Below are 19,883 nucleotides of genomic sequence, written 5' to 3' on the forward strand. Positions count from 1 at the left end.
ACCAGGCTAACTCCATTGGACTTGACAGTCCAGTTCCGCGGGTTCACATTGGACCTCACGGTCCATAGTGGACCTCGTGGTCCACTTTGCCGCCCTGCGGCAGCCCGGACCAAATGGATCCAGAGAGTTCATCCCGCGCGCCGCCACGACGCCGCGCCGACGAGAAGAGACACCGCATCATGGGTACTCGCCTGCATCACAAGACCGCTCTGGTCACCGGAGCCACCAGCAACATCGGACGCGCGATCGCCGAGGCGTTCGCCGCCGAGGGGGCACACGTCGCCGTCTCCGGCCGCAGCCACGAGCGCGGACAAGAGGTCGTCGACGGCATCAGGGCCGCCGGTGGGCGTGCCGACTTCGTCGCCGCCGACCTCGACGGCAGTGCGGCGGCCTCCCGGGCCCTCGCCGACGAGGCGACCCGGGTACTCGGCGGGCGGGTCGACGTCCTGGTCAACAACGCCGGCATCTACCCAGGCTCGACCACTCCGGCCACGGACGAGAAGACGTTCGACCAGGTCTATGCCGTCAACGTCAAGGCGCCTTTCTTCCTGACCGCAGCCCTCGCCCCTGCCATGGCCGAGGCGGGCGGCGGTGCGATCGTCAACCTCGGATCGTGGATCGCCCGCCTCGGTATTCCCGTCGGAGCCCTCTACAGCTCCAGCAAGGGAGCGGTGGAGACCCTGACCCGTGCGTGGGCCGCCGAGTTCGGCCCGTCCGGCGTGCGGGTCAACGCGATCTCGCCCGGTGTGGTGCGCACGCCCGCGCCCGACGAGACCGAGGCGCGTCCCGGCGACATCATGATGAAGGGCACTCCGGCCGGCGGGGTCGGCAGCCCCGAGTCCATCGCGCAGGCGGCGGTGTACCTGGCCGGTGACGAGGCGGCGTTCGTCCACGGAACCGTGCTCGACGTCGACGGCGGCCGGGTCGGCGTGGCGGTCATCGCCGGGGTCTGACCGGGCGGGAGCGGGGCCTGGAGCATCAGCCCGGTACCAGCGCATCCTGAGGGTGCACAGGTCATACGTACGGACGCGGCCGAGCGGGAGGTACGAGCAGACATGGCGCACGCCGATCCGGGGCTCTTCGGGCCCGAAACAGTCACCTGGCAGCTGCACGGCGATCCGATGATGTGGATCGCCGGCGTGCGCGCCCTGTACCTCCAGGCGCTGCACCCCCGTGCCGTCCGCGGCGTCATGCAGAACTCCGACTTCCGCAAGGACGCGTGGGGACGGCTGATGCGCACGGCCGGCTTCGTCGGCACCATCACGTACGGCACCACGGAAGCCGCCGAGAAGGCGGGCGCCCGGGTCCGCAGGATCCACCGGCTCCTCAAGGCCACCGACCCCGCGACCGGCGAGACGTACGGTGTCGACGAACCGGAGCTGCTGCTGTGGGTGCACTGTGCCGAGGTCGACTCCTATCTGCAGGTGCAGATCCGCTCCGGCCAGTCCCTCACCGCCGCGCAGGCCGACCGTTACATCGACGAACACCGCACCAGCGCCCGCCTGGTGGGCCTCGACCCCGACGACGTTCCCGCGACCACCGCCCAGCTCGCCGCCTACTTCGACCGGATGCGGCCCGAACTCGCCGTGGGCGCCGAAGCGCTCGACGTCGACGCCTTTCTCCGCCGTCCGCCCGTCCATGCCCTGCTGATCCCGGCGCGCGAACTGCTGTGGCGGCGCGTCGCGGCACTGGCCTACCAGTCACTGCCTCCGTACGCGCATGACCTCTACGGCAGGCCCGCGCCACCCCTGCGCACCGTCGACCGGCGCCTGCGTGCCACCGGAACCGCCCTGCGCTGCATCCCGTCGCGGCTGCGCTGGCAACTCCCGCCCGGCCACATCGTGCGGGCGATGGAACGACTCGGCCCCGGTAGCCGCCCCGCCCCCTCCAAACTCCGTGACGGGGCAGCCATACTGGACGGGCCGGGGAGGGCGCAGCAGTAGGCGAAGCAACGGGGGCGACAGCACGCGATGGCGGACACGGACACCAGGCTGATCCAGAGCCGGTACCGGCTGCTCGATCTGATCGGGCGCGGCGGCATGGGCGAGGTGTGGCGCGCCCGCGACGAGTCGCTCGGTCGTCACGTGGCCGTCAAATGTCTCAAGCCGGTGGGGCCCCAGCACGATCAGTCGTTCACCCGGATCCTGCGCGAACGGTTCCGCCGCGAGGCCCGGGTGGCCGCCGCCCTCCAGCACCGAGGCGTCACCGTCGTCCATGACTTCGGCGAACACGACGGTGTGCTCTACCTGGTGATGGAACTCCTCGACGGCCGCAACCTCAGCCAGCTCCTGGAGGACAACAAACAGCATCCGCTGCCGGTACCCGACATCGTCGACATCGCCGAGCAGGTCGCCGACGCGCTCGGCTACACCCATCAACAGGGCATCGTGCACCGCGACCTCAAGCCCGCCAACATCATGCGGCTGACCGACGGCACGGTGAAGATCTGCGACTTCGGCATCGCCAGGCTCGGCCACGACATCGGCTTCACCTCGCGCCTCACCGGTACGGGCATCGCCATGGGTACCCCGCACTACATGTCGCCCGAACAGATCAGCGGCGGCCAGGTCGACCACCGCAGCGACCTCTACTCACTGGGCTGTGTGCTGTACGAGATCGCCACCGGAGTCCCGCCGTTCGACCTGGACGACGCCTGGGCCGTCCTCGTCGGGCACCGCGACACCCAGCCGGAACCGCTGCGCACCCACCGCGCCGAACTCCCCGGCTTCTTCGACCGGGTCGTCCTGGAGCTGCTCGCCAAGACACCCGAGGAGCGGCCTGCCGACGCGGGCGACCTGCGGCAGCGGATCGCCGTCGGACGCACCGGCGAACAACAGCACCTCCCGCCGACGGGGCATCTCCAGCCGTCGGGACAGGTCCGGCTCGCCCCGCCGGTCCCCGTCGTACACCCCGGCCGACAGCCCCCCGGGCCCGGACCGCGACTGCCGTCCTGGACCCGCGGCATGACCGTCGGACACAGGGCGTCCGGGGCCACGCACCTGGGCCTCGCCCCGCCCGACCACTCCGCGGGCCTGACCGGGGAATGGACCACCGGCACCGATCTGCGAGCTCTGACCGGAGGCGTCCCGCTCGCCCGGCCCGAGCGGCCCACACCGTCGCCGGAACTGCTCTCCACCCTCGCCAACCGGCACAGCGCGGGCCTCAACCTGGGCCGGCTCGGCCACTGGGAAGAGGCCGGCGAGGTGCACCGCGCAGTCGCCGCCGAACGCGAACACGCCCTCGGCCCCGACCACCCCGACACCCTCTCCAGCCGGTTCGAGGTCGCGTTCACCCTCAGCCGCACCGGACGCGCCGCGGACGCACTGCGCGAGTTCGACCGGGTCGCTCAGGGCCGCGAACGGACCATGGGCCCCGACCACCCGGAGACGCTCGCCGCCCGGCAGGAGGCGGCGTACGTACTGGGCCAGCTCGGCCGCCACTTCGAGGCCCATCAGGTGTACGCCGCGGTCCTCGCCTCCAGGGAACGGTCGATGGGTCCCGACCACCCCGACACCCTGCGCTGCCGCCACAACCTCGCGTTCAACCTCAGCAGGCTCGGGCGTCTGGAGGACTCGTACCGGATGGCCCGCGACGTGGCGCACGCCCGCAGTCGGCTGCTCGGCGCCAGTCACCCCGACACCCTGGTCACTCTCTACGAAGTCGCGTACACCCTGGGCCGGTTGGGGCGTTGGTCGGACGCGCTGCAGACCTACCGGCAAGTCGCCCGGGCCCGCGCGGAGACGCTCGGCGCAGACCATCCCGACACGCTCTCCGCGCGCTACGAGGTCGGCATCAGCCTCGGCAGGCTGGGCCGCAGCGCGGAGGCCCTGGAGCTGTACCGAGCCCTCGTCGACGACCGGACGAGGGTGGGCGGTCCCGCCGACCCCGAGACGCTCCGCGCCCGCCACGGCCTCGGCGTCAATCTGGGGCGACTGGCCCGCTGGGAGGAAGCCCTCGCCGAGTCGCGCGATGTGTGCGTGATCCGGGAGCGCGTCCTCGGCCCGGAGCATCCCGACACCCTCGTCAGCCGTCGCGAGGTCGCGGTGGGCCTGGGCTGGCTGGGCCGCTGGGCCGATGCCCTCACCGTGTACCGGACGGTCGCGGAGGCCCGCGAGCGCATCCTCGGCGCCGACCACCCCGACGCGCTCGCCAGCCGGAACGACGAGGCGCACTGTCTCGAACAGCTCGGGCGCGGCACGGAGGCGGTCGAGCTGTACCGCAAGGTCGCGGCGCTGCGCCAGCAGCGGGGCGTCGAACCGCACTGACCAGGAACTTCCGCCCCGCCACCTCTGGTCAGGGGCGATCGTCCCGTGTTACCAAGGGCCATGCCCGCACCTGACACGTATGACGCAGTGATCGTGGGCGGCGGCCACAACGGTCTGGTCGCCGCCGCCTATCTCGCCCGCGCCGGACAGTCCGTCCTCGTCCTCGAACGCCTCGGCACCACCGGGGGAGCGGCCGTCTCGACCCGTCCCTTCGACGGAATCGACGCCCGGCTGTCGCGCTACTCGTATCTGGTGTCCCTGCTGCCGCAGAAGATCGTCCGCGATCTCGGGCTGGACTTCGCCGTACGCAAGCGGACCGTCTCCTCGTACACACCTACCGTGCGGGGCGGCCGCGCCACCGGACTGCTCGTCGGCGGGGACACCACCCGGGAGTCCTTCGCCGCGCTCACCGGCGGCGAGCGCGAGTACGCGGCCTGGCAGCGCTTCTACGCCATGACGCAGCAGGTCGCCGAGCGGGTCTTCCCGACCCTCACCGAGCCGCTGCCCAGCCGGGACGCGCTCCGCGACCGGATCGGTGACCCGGACGCCTGGCGGATGCTCTTCGAGGAACCGATCGGTGTGGCCGTCGAGGAGAACTTCGCCGACGATCTCGTACGCGGAGTCGTGCTGACCGACGCCCTGATCGGCACCTTCGCAGATGCGCACGACCCGTCGCTGCTCCAGAACCGCTGCTTCCTCTACCACGTGATCGGCGGCGGCACCGGCGACTGGGACGTCCCCGTCGGCGGCATGGGCGCGCTCACCGACGCCCTCGCGCAGGCCGCCCGGGCGGCGGGCGCCGAAATCCGGGTCCGCCACGAGGCGACCCGGGTCGAGACCGACGGCACCCGGGCCGAGGTCACCGTGCGCTCACCCGACGGTGAACACCGGGTCGCCGCCCGCCGGGTCCTCGTCAACGCATCGCCGCAGGCCCTTGCCGCACTCCTCGGCGACGAGCCGCCGGCCCCCGCCGAAGGCGCCCAGCTGAAGGTCAACATGCTGCTGCGCCGGCTGCCCCGGCTGCGGGACCGCTCCGTCGACCCACGCCAGGCGTTCGCCGGAACGTTCCATATCGCCGAGGGGTACGGGCAGCTCGCCGACGCCTACCGGGACGCCGCATCGGGCAGGCTGCCCGCTGCGCCTCCGTCCGAGATCTACTGTCACTCGCTGACCGACCCGTCGATTCTCGGTCCCGACCTCGCCGCCCGCGGCTACCAGACCCTCACTCTCTTCGGCCTGCACACGCCCGCCCGGCTCTTCGCCACGGACAACGAGGCGACACGCGCCGCTCTCCTCAAGGCCACGCTCGCCGAACTCGACGCGCATCTCGACGAGCCGATCGCCGACTGTCTGGCCGTCGACGGGAACGGCGAGCCGTGCATCGAGGCGAAGACCCCGCTCGACCTCGAACGGGATCTGCGACTGCCCGGCGGCCATATCTTCCACCGGGATCTCGCCTTCCCGTACGCCACGGAGTCCACCGGCCGGTGGGGCGTCGAGACGGCGCACGCCAATGTGCTGCTGTGCGGGGCGGGCGCCGTGCGCGGTGGCGGGGTCAGCGGGGTTCCCGGCCACAACGCCGCGATGGCGGCGCTGGGCCGGTGACCCGTACACGCTGATCGGTACCTATTGACCGAACACGCCGCGCAGCGCGCCCAGCTTGCGCGGCAGGTCGTACTCCGCGCCGCCCTCGTGCCCGTTGTACGTGAACACCTCGATCTCGGCCGGTCCCGCGTAGCGGTGGTAGGCGGCGAACACTGTCGACGACGGGCAGATCTTGTCCATCAGACCCACCGAGAACCACGCCGGAGCGGTCGCCCGCGCCGCGAAGTTGACCCCGTCGAAGTAGGACAGCGTCTCCATCGCCTCGTCGATCCGGAAGCGGTGCCCGGACAGCCAGCGGGCGATCTCCGCGTACGGGCCCGCGTCCGTGATCTGCGAGGCGCGCCGGTAGTGGCAGAGGAACGGCACATCGGCGACCGCCGCCACCACATCGTCGCGCAGCCCGGCCGCGGCGAGGGCGAGCCCGCCGCCCTGGCTGCCGCCGAGCACCGCGACCCGCGATGCGTCCACGGCCTCGTGCGCCTTGGCCGCATCGACGGCCCGCACCGCGTCCGTGATGAGCCGCCGGTAGTAGTGCCGGTACGGATCCTCGATGCCGCGCGTCAGGAAGCCGGGGGACGAGGAGCCGTGGCCGTCGGGGCCGATGTCCGGGGTGTCCGCGGTGTTCTTGCCCCCACCGCCCTGCCCCCGGTTGTCCATGATCAGATGCGCGTAGCCGAGGGCGCTCCAGGTCAGCCAGGAGTACGGAATGCCCCGGCCGCCGTTGTAGCCGATGTACTGCACCACGGCGGGCAGCGGCGCCGAGCGCGCCCGCGGCAGCATGAGCCACGCCTTCACCGGTTGCCCGCCCCAGCCGCGGAACGTCACATCGAAGGCATCGACCGTCGCGAACCCGGCGTCGTACGGGACGAACTCGGCGTCCAGCTCGTGGCGGGCCGTCTCGGTGAGCGTCTTCGCCCAGAAGGCGTCGAAGTCCGCGGGCTCCTCCGGCTCCGGCCGGTACTCCCGCAGCCGCGCCAGGTCCATGTCGAACAGCAAGGGTCTAGCTCCTCTTCAGGGTGAGAGTGAGGGTTGCGCCGTGGCGTTCAGCGGTGTCGGCCGTGATCCGGATGCCCGTGGCCGTGGCCGAGGTGCTGACGCCCGGATCGGCGGAGACGACGGTCAGACCGCGCTGCGCGAGGTCCAGCACGACCGAGGACCGCAGCTGGGTCGGATCGGACAGGGACACCGTCACCGACTTCCCCTCGGGCCGCACCAGCACCGACGCAGGCCCGTCCGAGGTGAGGTCCTGTGCGGTGCCCGCGGTCCAGAAGTTCGCCGCGAACAGCCCGTCCGCGCAGCGGCGTACCGCATGCACGGCCGTGGAGTCGGCGACCAGCTTCACCGGCGGCGCATCCGACCACAGCCTGGTGCGTCCGGCGGACGCGGCGGGCGCCTGCAGCCAGAAGTAGCCGGCCCCGTCCGGTGCCGTTCCGTGGTCCTGCCACAGCGTCAGATACGGGCGGGTGACGGGGGTGTCGGTGCCGTACTTGAGGTTGATCTCGCGCCAGGTCGCGGTGCGCTCCTCGCGCAGGCCGTTGACGGTCGTGGCCCTGGGGAAGATGTAGCCGCCGGTCCCGGCGAGGTGCAGCCAGCGGACCCGGCCGAGCCGATCCGACCAGCCCGCGCCGGCCGGCACTGCCTTACCGTTGACGAGGAGAGCCGCCTGCGGGTCGCGCAGTTTGCGGTTCTCCACGACCGTCTCGGCGGTGCCCGTGTCGGCAGTGATGCCCGAGCCGACACAGGCGATCACGTCGTCCAGGCAGAACCAGCTCTTCAGACCGCGCAGCGAACTCCCGAACGCCCGCAGCTCCATCCCGTACGCGCCGAGCGTCGTTCCGGGCAGCACCGCGCCGCCCGCCCAGTCCGCCGTGCTGGTGGTGCGCTGGCCGGCCGCATCCGCAGGGCGGCCGGCGACGACGGTGGTGCCGGGCAGCCGGGCCGGGTCGACGGTCGGCCAGTAGTCCTCGCTGTAGTGCCCGAGATCGTCCGTGTAGAGCAGGACCATGCCGTCGGAGAGATGCCAGGCGTGCAGGTTCTCGTTCTGGATCGACTCGTAGTTGTAGATCCTCGACGAGTACGCGGAGATGCCGAGCGCGAACGACGGCCGGTGGTGGGCCGCCTTGTCCATCCGCGGGTGCTGCTTGTGGGCGACCAGGGGGCCGCGCGCCGGGACGGGCGAGGCGATGATCCGCCGGGCGGCGACGAGCGTCGCCAGGTCGGTGGCGGCGAGAAAGTCCCGGTAGGTGTCCTCGGCGATCCACTGCTTGACCAGCGCCGTGAACCGGTCGGCGGTGTCCCCGGGGAAGCTCGGGATCAGCCGCACCACAGCCTCGATGACGGTCTGTGCCGAGACATGCCCCTGTTTGCTGGGGCGGGCGATCTCGCGCCCGCAGACCGACGCCATCACGTCCCCCCGGGCGATCAGCGGGTCGAAGCCGTCGTCGACCCAGTGCCGGACGTTGTCGAGATCGGGGTCGGTGACCGTCCACGGCGTACCGGCGAGCAGGTTCAGCAGCCGCGAGAGATTCCCGAGCAGCTCCTTGCCGTAGCCGCCGTTGTACGGGTGTTTGTAGTGCTGGAGGAACGAGCCGTCGGAGTAGAACCCCTCGCCGGTGCCCTCCGCGGCCGCACTGGTGTCGTTGAACGCCAGCACACTGTTGGCCCCCGAACCCTCGACATCCGAAAGAGCGTCACGGACCCGGAGGAGGTCGTCGCCGTTGTCGCGCAGTACCGCGTTGACCGCGACGACGGTGGCGATCCACACCCGGTTGGCGCCGGTCGCGATCTGCCGGTCGGCCCGCCACAGGTTCGGGTCGGGCGTGTAGTGCCGGACGGCCGTGCTGATCCGGTTCAGCCGCTCCGTGCCGAGGGCGTCGTACAGCAGAACGGACGCGTCGTTGAGGGCGAGCGCGGAGCCGATCTCCCAGTCCCAGTCGTTGTCGAACCTGGTGTGCTCGGGGCCGTAACGGTTTGTCAGCATCCAGTCGATGCCGGCCAGCAGCAGATCGCGCAGCGCGGTGTCGCCGTACTGCGGGGTGCCGGGGACGGCCCACGCGGTCGCGACCGTGGCGAGACGCTTGAACGACGTGGTGACGTGGTTGGAGAGCGTGGTGCTGGTCAGGTCGGGGAACAGCCCATCGGTTCGGGTCGGGTCGAGGCCCTTGACGGACGTGGTCGCGGCCTTGCCGATCCTGGCCACCGTCGCCGCGATCTGCGGGTCCTCGAGATCGAGCCCCGGGCCGCCGGTGAGCAGGGTGTGCCAGCGGGTTCGCAGCGCGGAGGCGTCCCCCGCTGCGGCGAATGCGGTCCCGCCGGCCGACGTGACGGGCAGCGCGACGGCTGCGCCGAGCGCCGCTGCTCCGGCGAGAACAGTGCGTCGGGTGGTGCCTCGGTTCATGATGCGGGCCCTCACAGGAGATGTCGGTGGTCGACGGCCGCGGCGAGCGCCGCATGGCCGGAGGGGTTGGGGTGCAGTCCGTCGCCGCTGTCGTGCGCGGGCAGCATCCGCGAGGGGCGGTCCGGGTCGCGGACCGCGGCGTCGAAGTCGGCGACGGCGTCGAAGACCCGGCCGGTGCGCACCGCCGCGTTGATCCGCTGCCGGACCGCTTCGAGCCCGGGCGTCCAACGGGCCCAGCCCTCGAACGGCGTGATCGTCGCGCCGACGACCCGCAGCCCGGCGCCCCTGCCGCGCAGGACGAGCTGTCGGTAGCCGGCCAGGACGAGCGCGGGATCGGTCTGACCTGGCGGCTGCTGAAGGTCGTTGACCCCGAGATGTACGCATACGGTCCGCAGCCCGGGCAGCGACAGCACATCGCGGTCGAAGCGGGCCTGTCCGCTCGGCCCGAACCGGGGGTCGTCCAGCAGCACCCGGTTGCCGCTGATACCGAGATTGGCGACGGCCGAGCCGGGAAGGCGTCGCGCCAGCTGGTCCGGCCAACGCAGATCGGCGTCGTCCGGCGTGCCGACACCCTCGGCCATGGAGTCGCCGAGTACCGCGATCACCGGCCCGTGCGCGCCTGTCACCTCGACGCCCGTCAGCAGGTACACGGAAGTCGTGCGGACGCCGTCGACACGGTGCGAGGCATGGGTGTTGCGGTGGAAGGAGAGCGGTCCGGTGGGGCCGGGCAGCCGGGTCTCCACGGTGAGCCGGCCCGCTTCGGTGGTACGCAGACCGGCGACCGGATCACTCGTCAGCGAGGCGCCCGCGGCGATCCATGCCTGCGGCCGCCCGCCGAAGGTCACCGGCTGCCCGCCCGCCGTCACCGGCCCGATCAGGACCGGTACGGTGCCGAACGCGTGCCCGTACCGCAGCCGGACCTGTCCGCCGGCCGACAGCCGGACGGTGGCGGTGAACGTCCCGTCGGTCAGTCCGGTGCTCGCCACGGTGTCGGCTGCGGTCGGCGCGGTCTGTGCGGTCGCCCAGGACGTCGTCCAGCGCGACCGCGGCGCGCCACTCCGCGGCGCCGCTGCGGCCCGCGTGTCCGGCACCGTCGCGGCTACCGCGGCCAGTCCCGCCGCCGCCGTCAGTACCCCGCGTCTCGCGGGTCCCCGGCCGCTCACTGCGGGCACGCACCCGTCGGCGTGTACTCGCTGCCGTAGGTGCCGACCGCGTCGCCGCCGGTGTTGCCGCTCATCGTGTTGGTGCACACAGGTCCCTGCGGGGTGCGCATGAACTTGATGCCGCCGCCCGCGTTGCCGGTGATGGTGTTGCCGTAGACGCTGGTGTCGATGCCGTCCGTCGCGGTGTCACCACCGAGCCTGATGCCCGCGCCGACGTTGTCGTGAACGGTGTTGTAGCGGAAGATGTTGCCGCTGCCGCGCGCGTCGAGCCCGCCCGAGCTCGGGTCCTTCTGGCCGCTGCAGTCGTTGTACTCGACGTAGTTGTTGGTCGCGTTCTCCTTCACGTCGACGCACTCATTGCCCTGGGTGGCGATGGTGTTGTGATGGATGCGGTTGTTCCTGCTGATGTCGGGTGCCGCGTCCGGGGCGCCGTTCGCGCCCTGCTGCTCGGGGGCGGTGCCGAGGTAGATGCCCTCACCGTTCTTGCCACCGCCGCCGAACTTGAAGTCAGCGACGCCACAGTTGGTGATGGTGTTGCCGGAGATGTCGGCGCCGGTGACGAGATAGCGCACCCGCAGGCACTCGTCGGCGGCGTTCTTCAGCGTCATATCGGTGATGTGCAGCGCGCCCACACCATTGCCGGGGGTCGTGCTCATGACGTAGATGAGCTTCAGGCGGTAGCCCGACACATCGGTGGACGACCCGTGCAGCCCGTCCACGGTGAAGCCGCTCAGTGTGGTCGAGTCGTGCTGGACCTGAATGATCCGGGCGTCGCCCGCCCCCTTCACCACGGCGGTCGAGGGGCCGGTGATCGTGACGCCGGCGCGCCTCGTCACCACGTCCTGCTCGTACGCACCGGAGGCGAGATGCACCACCGCGCCCGTCGGCGCCAGGTCCACGGCCTTCTGGATCGTGGCGAGCGGAGCACTCGCGGACGTACCTGCGTCGGAGTCACTGCCCGACGGCGACACGTAGTAGCCGGTCGCCGACTCCGCCGCGACCGACGGCGGCGGGAAGGCGAGCGGAGCGCCCGCGGCGAGTGCGGCGACGAGGGCGGTGCGCAGTAAACGGCTCATGGGGTGTGCCTCCTGGGATCGGCGAAGGACAGGGCGAGCAGTACGGGAATGCTCGGGCCGAGAAGCAGCGGCCCCAGCGGTACGACGAGGGAGAGCAGGGATGCGGAGATCACCGCGCCGAGCAGTGCGGTGCCACGCGCCGCGGACCCGAAGCCGAGCACCAGCGCACCGCGCGACCAGGAACGGACCGTCCCCTGTGGCGAACGGCCTGCCTCGGCAGCCAGCGCCACATGGTGGATGACCGCAGCCGCCGCGATGCCCACCTGCGCGGCGAGCACCACGAACGTCCAGGGCTCCGAACGGCCCAGCAGATGGAGGATGTTGGCGGTGAGAACGAACGCCGCGACGGTGGACGCCAGCGAGTGGAGCCACAGCGCGCGCCAGTACTGCGGGAACGCCGTGAATGCGCGGGTGAAACAGCGGGTGTCCCCATCGGTGCGCCACCGTTGCAGGGCGTACCCCATCGCGGCGAGCGCGGGCAGCGACGTCACGACGCCGAGGGACAGCACGGCGAATGCGGCCCCGGCGGCTGCCGGGTAGGCCACGAACTCCAGCCGGCGCAGCAGCGTCGGCCATCCGGACGGGGCGGCGGCCCGCTGTTCCGCGGGCGAGAGTGTTGCCTGCATGGGTCAGCCGACCTTTCCTGTGTACGGCTCCGGGACATCGAGGAGCACGCGTCCGTTCAGCTCCAGCCGCGTGGCCGCGACGACGTACGGTGCATGGGCGCCGTCGCGGAGGAGCACAGCCGCGGCATCGGCGGAGACGGCAGCGGTGCGGATCCGGCGTGCGACGGGGGAGAGCAGCACCGTTTCGCCGCGGAACGTGACGCCGTGCCCGTCCGTGCACTCGGCCCGCTCGCCCGGGTCCGCCGCACCAGGCGTGATCGCCGTGAGGAACAGTCCGGAGACGGACCGAGGGGACGTCGACCGGAGCGTGTGCAGCGTGCGGGTGAGACGCAGCTCCGGTGTGCTGGCCGTCGGATTTGCCTCGACCTCGGTGACTTCCGACGTGACCGATGGGTCGAGCGGGGCGAACTGCCTTACCCGCGCCACGGCCGAGCCGGACCGGATCAGCCGCGTACCGTCCGGCTGCGGCTCGGTGGGCCGATCGGTCTGGAGGAGGAACGTCCACTCCCGCCCCTCGCCCGGTTCTGACTCCGCCAGGTCGAGCAGTACCAGCCGCCCCGACGGCGTGAAGACCAGCGTCCGGTCGAGCCTCCGCACCCCGAGCCCCGGGTCGTACATCGCGGCGATCTCCGCTGTCGCGTGTGCCCAGCCGCCCTCGTCGCCGACGAGCACATCGCGCTGCCGGGCCTGCCGCTCGAACGGAAGGTCCTTGTAGACGTGGTAGCGGTCCTCGTCCGCGTAGCCCCGCCCGTCCACCAGCAGCAGATTGTGGTGCGCGGCCAGTTTGCGGTTGCTGTACCCCTCGTCCACCGCAAGGAACTCTCCCTGCGAGACCATCACGAAGGAACCGGAGTCCGGGTGGTGGTGCCCCTGGTTGAGGGTCTCCCAGCCCCGCTCGGCCCGGTGCTTCGCAGATGTCTCCCACGCCTTGTGACCGCCGCCCGGACTCGCCTTGAACGAGACGAGCGTGGCGTCGTCGTCCCATCCCGTACGCGCCGCGAGCAGCCCCAGATCCGGGAAGAACGCCCGGGTCTCCGTGGGCCGCGTGGCCGGCACGGACGGGTCGTACCAGAGGTACTCGAGGTAGGCCTCCGGCAGGATTCCCGGTCGCACCCCGCTCTCCGACGCCTCCTGCCAGAGCAGCTCGCCCGAGGCCAGATCGCCCATCCACTGAGCCTCCGGGATGCCGTACTGGGCAGCCAGGCGGTAGTACAGGGCGGCGCTGTGCCCGCTGCGCCGGTCGTGGCAGTCGCCGTGGTCGACGTTGCGGGCGAAGCCGGGGGCGGTCTGGTGCAGCCGGTAGCGGAACGTACGGGAGAGGAAACCGCCCCGGCTCCACCAGTCGATGCCCTCCGCCTCCTGGAGGAGATCCAGATGGATGGCCAGGAACGGCACGCCGTAGCGCCAGTAGACGACCCCCTCGGCGTGCGAGCCGTCCTCCGGCATCAGATCGAGGACCGTACCGAGGTTCTCCTTGGCACGCTCGGTCCACTCCTCCTTGCCCAGCACGTACCCGGCCGTCGCCAGCCCCGCGTAACAGATCCAGTTGTGGTTCTGCCAGTACGACGACGACCACCAGCCGCCCTCGCTCGCCACCGCGAACTCGTACATCCGCCGCCCCTGGAGCAGCAGTTTGTACCGCAGCAGTGCCCGCAACCCGTCCGGCAGATCGTCACCGATCCACCGGTGGGCGAGCGACAGGTGGTGCAGCAGCCAGCCGGCGTCCAGATCGTGGTCCGGCATATGGGCCTTGCCCCAGTGCGGGAGGCGGACCGCCGCTTCGATCCAGCGACGGCTCTCCGCCAGATGTGCCGGATCGCCGCCGACCCGGTGGGCCAGCGCCGGATTGGATGCGGCGGGACCCAGCCACGTGATGCTGGCCGGCGGGTGGGCGCGAGGCGGGGTCAGCCCGCGCTGCCGGGCGGCCTCCTCGTACAAACGGGCCTCCTGGGCGGGGCGCGGGCCGGGCGGCGGGGTAGCCGAGAGCAACACGAGTCAGTCCTCCGTCCGGAACCATGCCGTGCTGCCGTCGGCCAGACCGACCGTCAGCCCGTCACCGTCCAGCTGCACGTCGGTGACGGCGGGCCCCGCCGACGAAGCCTGGTACACCGAGGCGAACGTGACCCGCTGCGCCTGCGCAGTGAAGTCGACCCGGGTGTAGCTCCGTTGCGGATCGTCGGCCGGACCGGGGCCCGGACGGGTGACCGGACGGACCGGTATGCCGGTGGTGTGCGTGTGCCAGCCGTGCAGCGTCTCGTCGCCGTACCACATGGTGCGCACGGGACCGCCGGCCTGCAGCTGGACGTCCAGCGCGACGCCGGGGCGCAGTTGCGCGGTGAACTGCCTGGAGTCCTCCGCCGTCACCGTCAGCAGATCGACGAGATAGCCGTCACCGACCGTGATCCGCCGCACCGCCCGCACACCTTCGTACGCTTCGGTCACCTCGGCGCGGACGGAGGAGCCGTCCGAATCGAGCAGCTTCCCGGTGCACTCCGCCTGTTCGGCGTGGTCCACCCGGAAGGCGGGATGCGCCGCCGTGGATGCGTACAGATCACGGAACTCGGCGTGGGCGTAGGGGACCTGACCGGGATCGGGCTGCCACGGGGTGGAGTCCCCGTACAGATACAGCGACAGCTTGTCGCGATGTCCGTGCGAGCCACCGTGCGGACCGAAGTCCAGCAGCGCATGGATTCCCGCCCCGCGCAGAACCGCATATCCGGCTCGGCCGAAGACCGTGACCGGACCCGGCGTCGGACGCTCCGGCAGCGGCGGGCCTGCGAACCAGCCACTCAGCGCCCGGTCCAGTCCGTCGTCGTGCGTGCCGAGCTCGGCCCGGGCCCGCGCGGCCACCGCCTCCAGGGCCGAGGACGGCACCAACTGTTGTGCCAGCGCCACTAGTTCGAGCCATTCCAGCGCGAGCGGATGGCGCAGATACGGGCCGTCGTGCAGGGCGGGAAGAATGCCGCCGGGTGTTGCGACGGCCGCCAGCACATCCGTCATTCCGGCGAGTACGTCGACCACGTCGGACGGAATGGCCGCCGGATCCATCGAGCGGAGCGCCAGCAGCGCTGCCCGCAGCACGAACCCGTGGTAGTAGGTGCTGCCCTCCCACTCCCAGCCGTCGTCGGCGACCGCGACGCGCAGATGCTCGTACAGCCCGTGGTCGCCGTCGAGCCATACCTTCGCGCCCTCCCACTCCTGACCGCGGGCGGCGGCCGCGCCACGACTCGCCGCCACACCTGCGGCGTTGAGCCACGCGGTGTAGTTGGAAGCGAGGTGGCCCTGCCCCGTCAGTACATCCCGGGCGTCCAGCGCCGCGCGCTCCAGATCATCGAGGAGCGGCAGCACCGCCGCCAGACCGTCCGTGGAGTCCTCGGCGAGCGTGATGACGGTATGCCCGATGCCGACCGCCCAGATGGCGTCGGTCAGCGCCTGGTGGAAGAGCCGGCCGCGCAGCATCCAGGGCTGCGCCTCGCCGTGCTGCTCGGAGGCGAGCTCCGCGTACAGACCCGCGTACTCGACGAGCCGCGCCACCGCCTCCGCCCGCTCACCCCGGTGGGCGAGCACCCGCAGATGCCGCGCCCACGCCTGGTGCGACAGCACCAGCCAGGCGCCGCGCACCGCCTCGTCGTCCACCCGGCAGCCGTACGCGCACCGCGCACCACCGTCCGGGAAGGCCCCGGCGAGCAGATCACCGTGGTCGAGCTCGATCCCGTGCACCGGGCAGACGTACGCGTGCCACCAGCCGCCGCGCTCCCGGGCGATCCGCCTCAACGCGGCCATACGCCACCGTCGATGTCCACCGTGGTGGCGGTGAGGAAGCCGGACGCCGGCGACGCGAGGTGGACGACGGCCGCCGCCACATCCTCCGGCGTGCCGGCCCGGCCGACGGGGATGCCCGCCTCCATCGCCTGCTGCGCCTCCGGCGCGGTGAACGTGTCGTGGAAGGCGGTGCCCTTGATGAAGCCCGGGGCGACGGTGTTGACCGTGATCCCGGTACCGCCGAGTTCCTTGGCCAGCCCCTTGGTGAAGCCGCGGATGCCGGCCTTGGCCGCCGCGTACGCCACCGAGCCGGGGCCGCCGCCGTTGTGCGCGGCCAGCGACGACATGGTGATGATGCGACCGGCCGACGACTTCGTCAGATGCGGCAGCGCGGCCCGCACGGTACGGAACGTCGACGTCAGGTTGGTGGACATCACCCGGTCGAAGTGGTCGTCGGTCATCTCGGCGATCGTGGTGCGGCCGATCAGATGTCCCGCGTTGCAGACCAGCACGTCCAGCCCGCCGAGGAACCCGGCCGCCTCGTCGACGACCCGGTCGACGTCCGCGGTCACGGTCACATCGGCCTGGAACGCCTTCGCCCTGCGACCCAGCGCCTCGATCGCGGAGACCGTCTTCGCGGCCTCGTCGGCCGAGGAGTGGTAGTGGACGGCGACATCGGCGCCGGCCTCGGCGAGGGCGACGGCGATGGCGCGGCCGATGCCGTGTCCCGCTCCTGTCACCAGTGCGCGGGATCCGTTGAGATCAGCAGACATGGGAGATAACCCTTTCGGTAACCGGCCGCTCGGGACCGGAACCGGTCACTTGAGACCGGCAGTTGCGAAGCCCTGCACGAAATAGCGCTGGCCGATGAGGAAGAGCACGACCATGGGGAGGGTGGCGAGCGTCGTGCCCGCCATCAGGAAGTGCCACTGGGTGCCGTTCTCCGTCTTGAAGACGGAGAGCCCGACCTGGATCACCCGCAGGCTGTCCGTGCGGGTCACCAGCAGTGGCCAGAGGAAGTTGTTCCAGGACGACTCGAAGGTCAGCAGCGCCACCGTGGTGAGTGCGGGCTTGACCTGCGGCGTCATGATCCGTGCGTAGATCCGGAACTCGCCGAGCCCGTCGAGCCGGGCCGCCTCCTCCAGTTCCACCGGAAGGTCCAGATAGAACTGACGGAAGAGAAAGACGGCGAACGGGGTGACGGCGCCGGGGACGATCAGCGCCCACCAGGAGTCCAGCCAGCCGCTGCCGCCCTGGCCGAAGACGTCGTTCCCGCCGGCCAGCGGCATGAAGCGGACGATCAGGAACTCCGGCAGCACCTTCGTGTACGTCGGGATCATCAGCGCGGCGATGAAGAGATAGAAGATGACCTCGCTGCCGCGGAACCTGATCCGGGCCAGGGAGTACCCGGCCATCGACGCCACCAGCACATTGAGCACCGTGTGGCTGATGGCGATGATGAAGCTGTTGCGGGCGTAGGTGGCGAACGGCGCTGCCTTGAGCGCGTCGAGATAGTTCCCGAACTCCCAGTGCTGCGGCAGCAGTCCGGCGTCCTGCGACGCGATCTCCACCGGTGTCTTGAGCGAGGTGAGCACCATCCAGATGAACGGCACCACCATCAGCAGCGAGATGACGACCAGCGTCAGGTAGAGCGCGATCCGCCCGACGGAGACCTTCGGGGACGGGCCGCGCGCAGGCCGTGGCCGGGGGCTCGGCTTCTGCAGCTCAGCTGTGGCCACGGGTGCCTCCCATGATCCGCCGGTTGACCAGGGTGAACCCCATGAGCAGTACGAACAGCACCAGTGACTGCGCACAGGCATAGCCGACGCGGAACTCCCGGAAGGCGGACTTGTAGATCTCGTACGTCATCATCGTGGTGCTGTTGGCGGGGCCGCCGTCGGTGAGGATGTAGATCTGGTCGAAGGACTGGAACGCGCTGATCATCGACGTGATGAGCACGAAGAACGTGGCGGGCTTCAGCAGCGGCAGCGTGATCGAGAAGAACTGCCGTACCTTGGAAGCACCGTCCACCGAAGCGGCCTCGTACAGCTCCTTCGGCAGGGACTGCAGCGCGGCCAGGTAGATGAGCATCTTCATGCCGATGCCCTGCCAGATGCCGACAAGGATCACCGAGGGCATCGCCCAGGTCGTCGACGAGAGCCAGGCCGGCCCGTCGATCCCGAGGAACGCGAGCAGCGCGTTCAGCAGCCCGTTGCGAGGGTTGTAGATCCACAGCCAGACCAGCGCGATCGCGACGGTGGCCGTCACCTGCGGCAGGAAGATCGCGGTACGGAAGATGCCGCGGGCCTTCAGCCCGGTGTGCAGCGCCAGGGCCATCAGCAGCCCCAGCGCCATCCCGAACGGCACGGTGAAGAAGGTGTAGACGACCGTATTGACGATGGACTTGCGGAAGACCGCGTCGTCCAGCATGTCCCGGAAGTTGTCCAGCCCCACGAACTGCGGCGCCGTCAGCACGTCGTACTTCGTGAAGGCCAGGACCACCGAGGCGACGACCGGCAGGCCGATCCAGAGCGAGGCGTGCAGCAGCGCGGGCGCCACCATCAGCATTCCGGCCCGTCGCCGCCGGCGTCCCGGGCCCGTCGGGGCCCGACCGGTGCGCCTCGGTACCGTTTTCGTCTCAGGCGGCGAAGGCGGCCGTGCGGGCCTGGCCTTCACCACGGATGTCGTTCCCACAGTGACGGGTCCTCACATCCGGCCGATGGCGGCCTGGGCGAGCCGGCCGAGTTCCGCGATGGCGTCCTTCGCGGACTGACCGCCCACGATCGCGGGCTCCAGCGTCGGCTTGATCTTCTCGCGGATCTCCATCCAGGCCGCGGTGCCGCCCTCCGAGCAGGCATCGCCCATGCTCTGCAAGGAGAGGTCGACGAACTTGTTCTCCTTCACATAGGTGGTGTCGTTGAGATCCTTGAGCCCCGGCACCGAGCCCCGCTGCTTGGCGGCGCCGAGGATCGACTCGGGCGTCGCGAGGTGCTCGACGAGAGCACGGGCCGCGGCAGGGTGCTTGGAGCTTGCGGACTGGGAGACGAGCGTGCCGCCCTGCAGCATCGCCGGCTTGCGGTTGGCGAGGATGAACGCACCCACCTTGTCGCCCTCGATCAGCTCCGGATTGGTGTCCTTCAGCTGATTCCACAGGGCGCTCGTCGACATCATCATCGAGGCCTTGCCGGTCTGGATGTTCGACGGAGCACCCAGGTCGGTCTTCTTCGCGTAGTCGGACGAGCCGTCCTTGACCAGGTCCTTGAAGAACTGCAGCGCCTCCACCCCACGGGCGTTGTTGAACAGCACCTTCTTGCCGTCCGCACTGAAGAGCCGGCCGCCGTTGGCGAAGAGGAACGTCTCCCAGCACTGACGCAGATCGATCGAGAACGGGTCGAAGCCGAGACGGCCGTCCTTCGTCAACTGCTTCGCCACAGCACGCAGTTCGGCCCAGTTGGCCGGGGTCTTCCGGATTCCGGCCGCGGCGAAGTGGTCCTTGCGATACACGACGATGCGGGTGTCGAGCACGACCGGCAGGGCGTACAGCCTGCCGTCGTACCGCGACGGCTCCAGCACCCGCTTCTCGTAGTCGTGCGCCGAGGCCAGCTTCTCGGGCAGCTCGGCGATCGCCTTCTTGGCGGCGAACGGCGGGATCCAGCCGACCCCCATCATCAGTACATCGGGCAGCAGCCCGCCCGCGAGACCCGTGGTGATCTTCTCGTTGAGCTGGGCGTACGTGGTGTAGTCCACGTTCACCTTGACCTTCGGATGCTTCTTCCTGAAGCCCCCGAGGATCTCCTGCTCCAGCAGTGTCTTGCCGTCGGCGCCTTCGTAGATCGGGGTGAGCAGCGTGATCTCGCCTTCGGCGGGGCCGTCGGCGGAGCCGGCCGTCGACGTGCCGGTACCGCATCCGCCGAGCGCTGCGGCAGCGGCGCCCGCACCGATTGCAGCAAGCAGCGACCGTCTGTTGAGTTCCATGGGACACCCCTCTG

Annotated in this window: 15 protein-coding genes; 4 read left to right on the forward strand and 11 right to left on the reverse strand. The window is 70.7% G+C overall.

Annotated elements, in window-relative coordinates; genetic code table 11:
• Window positions 1-179 precede the first annotated feature (179 nt).
• The 4 genes from OHA88_RS40090 (at window position 180) to OHA88_RS40105 (ending at window position 5,870) form a co-directional block, all read left to right on the forward strand.
• On the forward strand, window positions 180-953 hold the full coding sequence (locus OHA88_RS40090; protein WP_328629154.1) for an SDR family NAD(P)-dependent oxidoreductase: 774 nt from the start codon (window positions 180-182) through the stop codon (window positions 951-953).
• A gap of 102 nt (window positions 954-1,055) precedes the next feature.
• On the forward strand, window positions 1,056-1,943 hold the full coding sequence (locus tag OHA88_RS40095) for an oxygenase MpaB family protein (RefSeq protein ID WP_328629155.1): 888 nt from the start codon (window positions 1,056-1,058) through the stop codon (window positions 1,941-1,943).
• Window positions 1,944-1,970: 27 nt separating this feature from the next.
• On the forward strand, window positions 1,971-4,265 hold the full coding sequence (locus OHA88_RS40100; protein ID WP_328629156.1) for a serine/threonine-protein kinase: 2,295 nt from the start codon (window positions 1,971-1,973) through the stop codon (window positions 4,263-4,265).
• Window positions 4,266-4,325: 60 nt separating this feature from the next.
• The gene (locus tag OHA88_RS40105) at window positions 4,326-5,870 is read left to right on the forward strand and encodes a phytoene desaturase family protein (protein WP_326633040.1); all 1,545 of its coding nucleotides are present in this window, start codon (window positions 4,326-4,328) and stop codon (window positions 5,868-5,870) included.
• A 21-nt stretch (window positions 5,871-5,891) separates the two neighbouring features.
• On the opposite strand, the gene OHA88_RS40110 is transcribed toward OHA88_RS40105, so the two are convergent.
• From OHA88_RS40110 to OHA88_RS40160, 11 genes are all read right to left on the reverse strand, one after another.
• Entirely contained in the window at window positions 5,892-6,866 is a 975-nt protein-coding gene (locus OHA88_RS40110; RefSeq protein ID WP_328629157.1) for an acetylxylan esterase, read from the reverse strand.
• A gap of 4 nt (window positions 6,867-6,870) precedes the next feature.
• Entirely contained in the window at window positions 6,871-9,267 is a 2,397-nt protein-coding gene (locus OHA88_RS40115; protein WP_328629158.1) for a polysaccharide lyase 8 family protein, read from the reverse strand.
• Window positions 9,268-9,278: 11 nt separating this feature from the next.
• Window positions 9,279-10,430, reverse strand: a complete 1,152-nt coding sequence (locus OHA88_RS40120; RefSeq protein ID WP_328629159.1) for an SGNH/GDSL hydrolase family protein — start codon at window positions 10,428-10,430, stop codon at window positions 9,279-9,281.
• Entirely contained in the window at window positions 10,427-11,506 is a 1,080-nt protein-coding gene (locus OHA88_RS40125) for a right-handed parallel beta-helix repeat-containing protein (RefSeq protein WP_328629160.1), read from the reverse strand. Before OHA88_RS40125 ends, OHA88_RS40120 begins: the two co-directional genes overlap by 4 nt.
• Window positions 11,503-12,132 (reverse strand): DUF624 domain-containing protein, encoded by a 630-nt coding sequence (locus tag OHA88_RS40130; RefSeq protein ID WP_328629161.1) that lies wholly within the window; start codon window positions 12,130-12,132, stop codon window positions 11,503-11,505. Before OHA88_RS40130 ends, OHA88_RS40125 begins: the two co-directional genes overlap by 4 nt.
• A 3-nt stretch (window positions 12,133-12,135) precedes the next feature.
• Window positions 12,136-14,124: a hypothetical protein gene (locus tag OHA88_RS40135; RefSeq protein ID WP_328629162.1), complete on the reverse strand. Its 1,989-nt coding sequence runs from the start codon at window positions 14,122-14,124 to the stop codon at window positions 12,136-12,138.
• Window positions 14,125-14,127: 3 nt separating this feature from the next.
• Window positions 14,128-15,915: a heparinase II/III domain-containing protein gene (locus OHA88_RS40140; protein ID WP_328629163.1), complete on the reverse strand. Its 1,788-nt coding sequence runs from the start codon at window positions 15,913-15,915 to the stop codon at window positions 14,128-14,130.
• Entirely contained in the window at window positions 15,903-16,667 is a 765-nt protein-coding gene (locus OHA88_RS40145) for an SDR family NAD(P)-dependent oxidoreductase (protein ID WP_328629164.1), read from the reverse strand. Before OHA88_RS40145 ends, OHA88_RS40140 begins: the two co-directional genes overlap by 13 nt.
• Window positions 16,668-16,712: 45 nt before the next feature.
• On the reverse strand, window positions 16,713-17,633 hold the full coding sequence (locus OHA88_RS40150) for a carbohydrate ABC transporter permease (protein WP_328629165.1): 921 nt from the start codon (window positions 17,631-17,633) through the stop codon (window positions 16,713-16,715).
• The gene (locus tag OHA88_RS40155; protein WP_328629166.1) at window positions 17,620-18,456 is read right to left on the reverse strand and encodes a carbohydrate ABC transporter permease; all 837 of its coding nucleotides are present in this window, start codon (window positions 18,454-18,456) and stop codon (window positions 17,620-17,622) included. The genes OHA88_RS40150 and OHA88_RS40155 overlap by 14 nt, the downstream gene beginning before the upstream one ends.
• Before the next feature lie 144 nt (window positions 18,457-18,600).
• Window positions 18,601-19,869, reverse strand: a complete 1,269-nt coding sequence (locus OHA88_RS40160; RefSeq protein ID WP_328629167.1) for an ABC transporter substrate-binding protein — start codon at window positions 19,867-19,869, stop codon at window positions 18,601-18,603.
• Window positions 19,870-19,883 lie beyond the last annotated feature (14 nt).

It is taken from the genome of Streptomyces sp. NBC_00353, assembly GCF_036108815.1.
GTDB lineage: Bacteria > Actinomycetota > Actinomycetes > Streptomycetales > Streptomycetaceae > Streptomyces.

Excerpts from the sequence above, each read along its gene's own strand:
- OHA88_RS40105 (WP_326633040.1), top strand. The coding sequence starts at position 4,326 with ATGCCCGCACCTGACACGTATGACGCAGTGATCGTGGGCGGCGGCCAC.
- OHA88_RS40115 (WP_328629158.1), bottom strand. The coding sequence starts at position 9,267 with ATGAACCGAGGCACCACCCGACGCACTGTTCTCGCCGGAGCAGCGGCG.
- OHA88_RS40140 (WP_328629163.1), bottom strand. The coding sequence starts at position 15,915 with ATGGCCGCGTTGAGGCGGATCGCCCGGGAGCGCGGCGGCTGGTGGCAC.
- OHA88_RS40145 (WP_328629164.1), bottom strand. The coding sequence starts at position 16,667 with ATGTCTGCTGATCTCAACGGATCCCGCGCACTGGTGACAGGAGCGGGA.
- OHA88_RS40155 (WP_328629166.1), bottom strand. The coding sequence starts at position 18,456 with ATGGTGGCGCCCGCGCTGCTGCACGCCTCGCTCTGGATCGGCCTGCCG.
- OHA88_RS40095 (WP_328629155.1), top strand. The coding sequence starts at position 1,056 with ATGGCGCACGCCGATCCGGGGCTCTTCGGGCCCGAAACAGTCACCTGG.
- OHA88_RS40160 (WP_328629167.1), bottom strand. The coding sequence starts at position 19,869 with ATGGAACTCAACAGACGGTCGCTGCTTGCTGCAATCGGTGCGGGCGCC.
- OHA88_RS40125 (WP_328629160.1), bottom strand. The coding sequence starts at position 11,506 with ATGAGCCGTTTACTGCGCACCGCCCTCGTCGCCGCACTCGCCGCGGGC.
- OHA88_RS40130 (WP_328629161.1), bottom strand. The coding sequence starts at position 12,132 with ATGCAGGCAACACTCTCGCCCGCGGAACAGCGGGCCGCCGCCCCGTCC.
- OHA88_RS40090 (WP_328629154.1), top strand. The coding sequence starts at position 180 with ATGGGTACTCGCCTGCATCACAAGACCGCTCTGGTCACCGGAGCCACC.
- OHA88_RS40100 (WP_328629156.1), top strand. The coding sequence starts at position 1,971 with ATGGCGGACACGGACACCAGGCTGATCCAGAGCCGGTACCGGCTGCTC.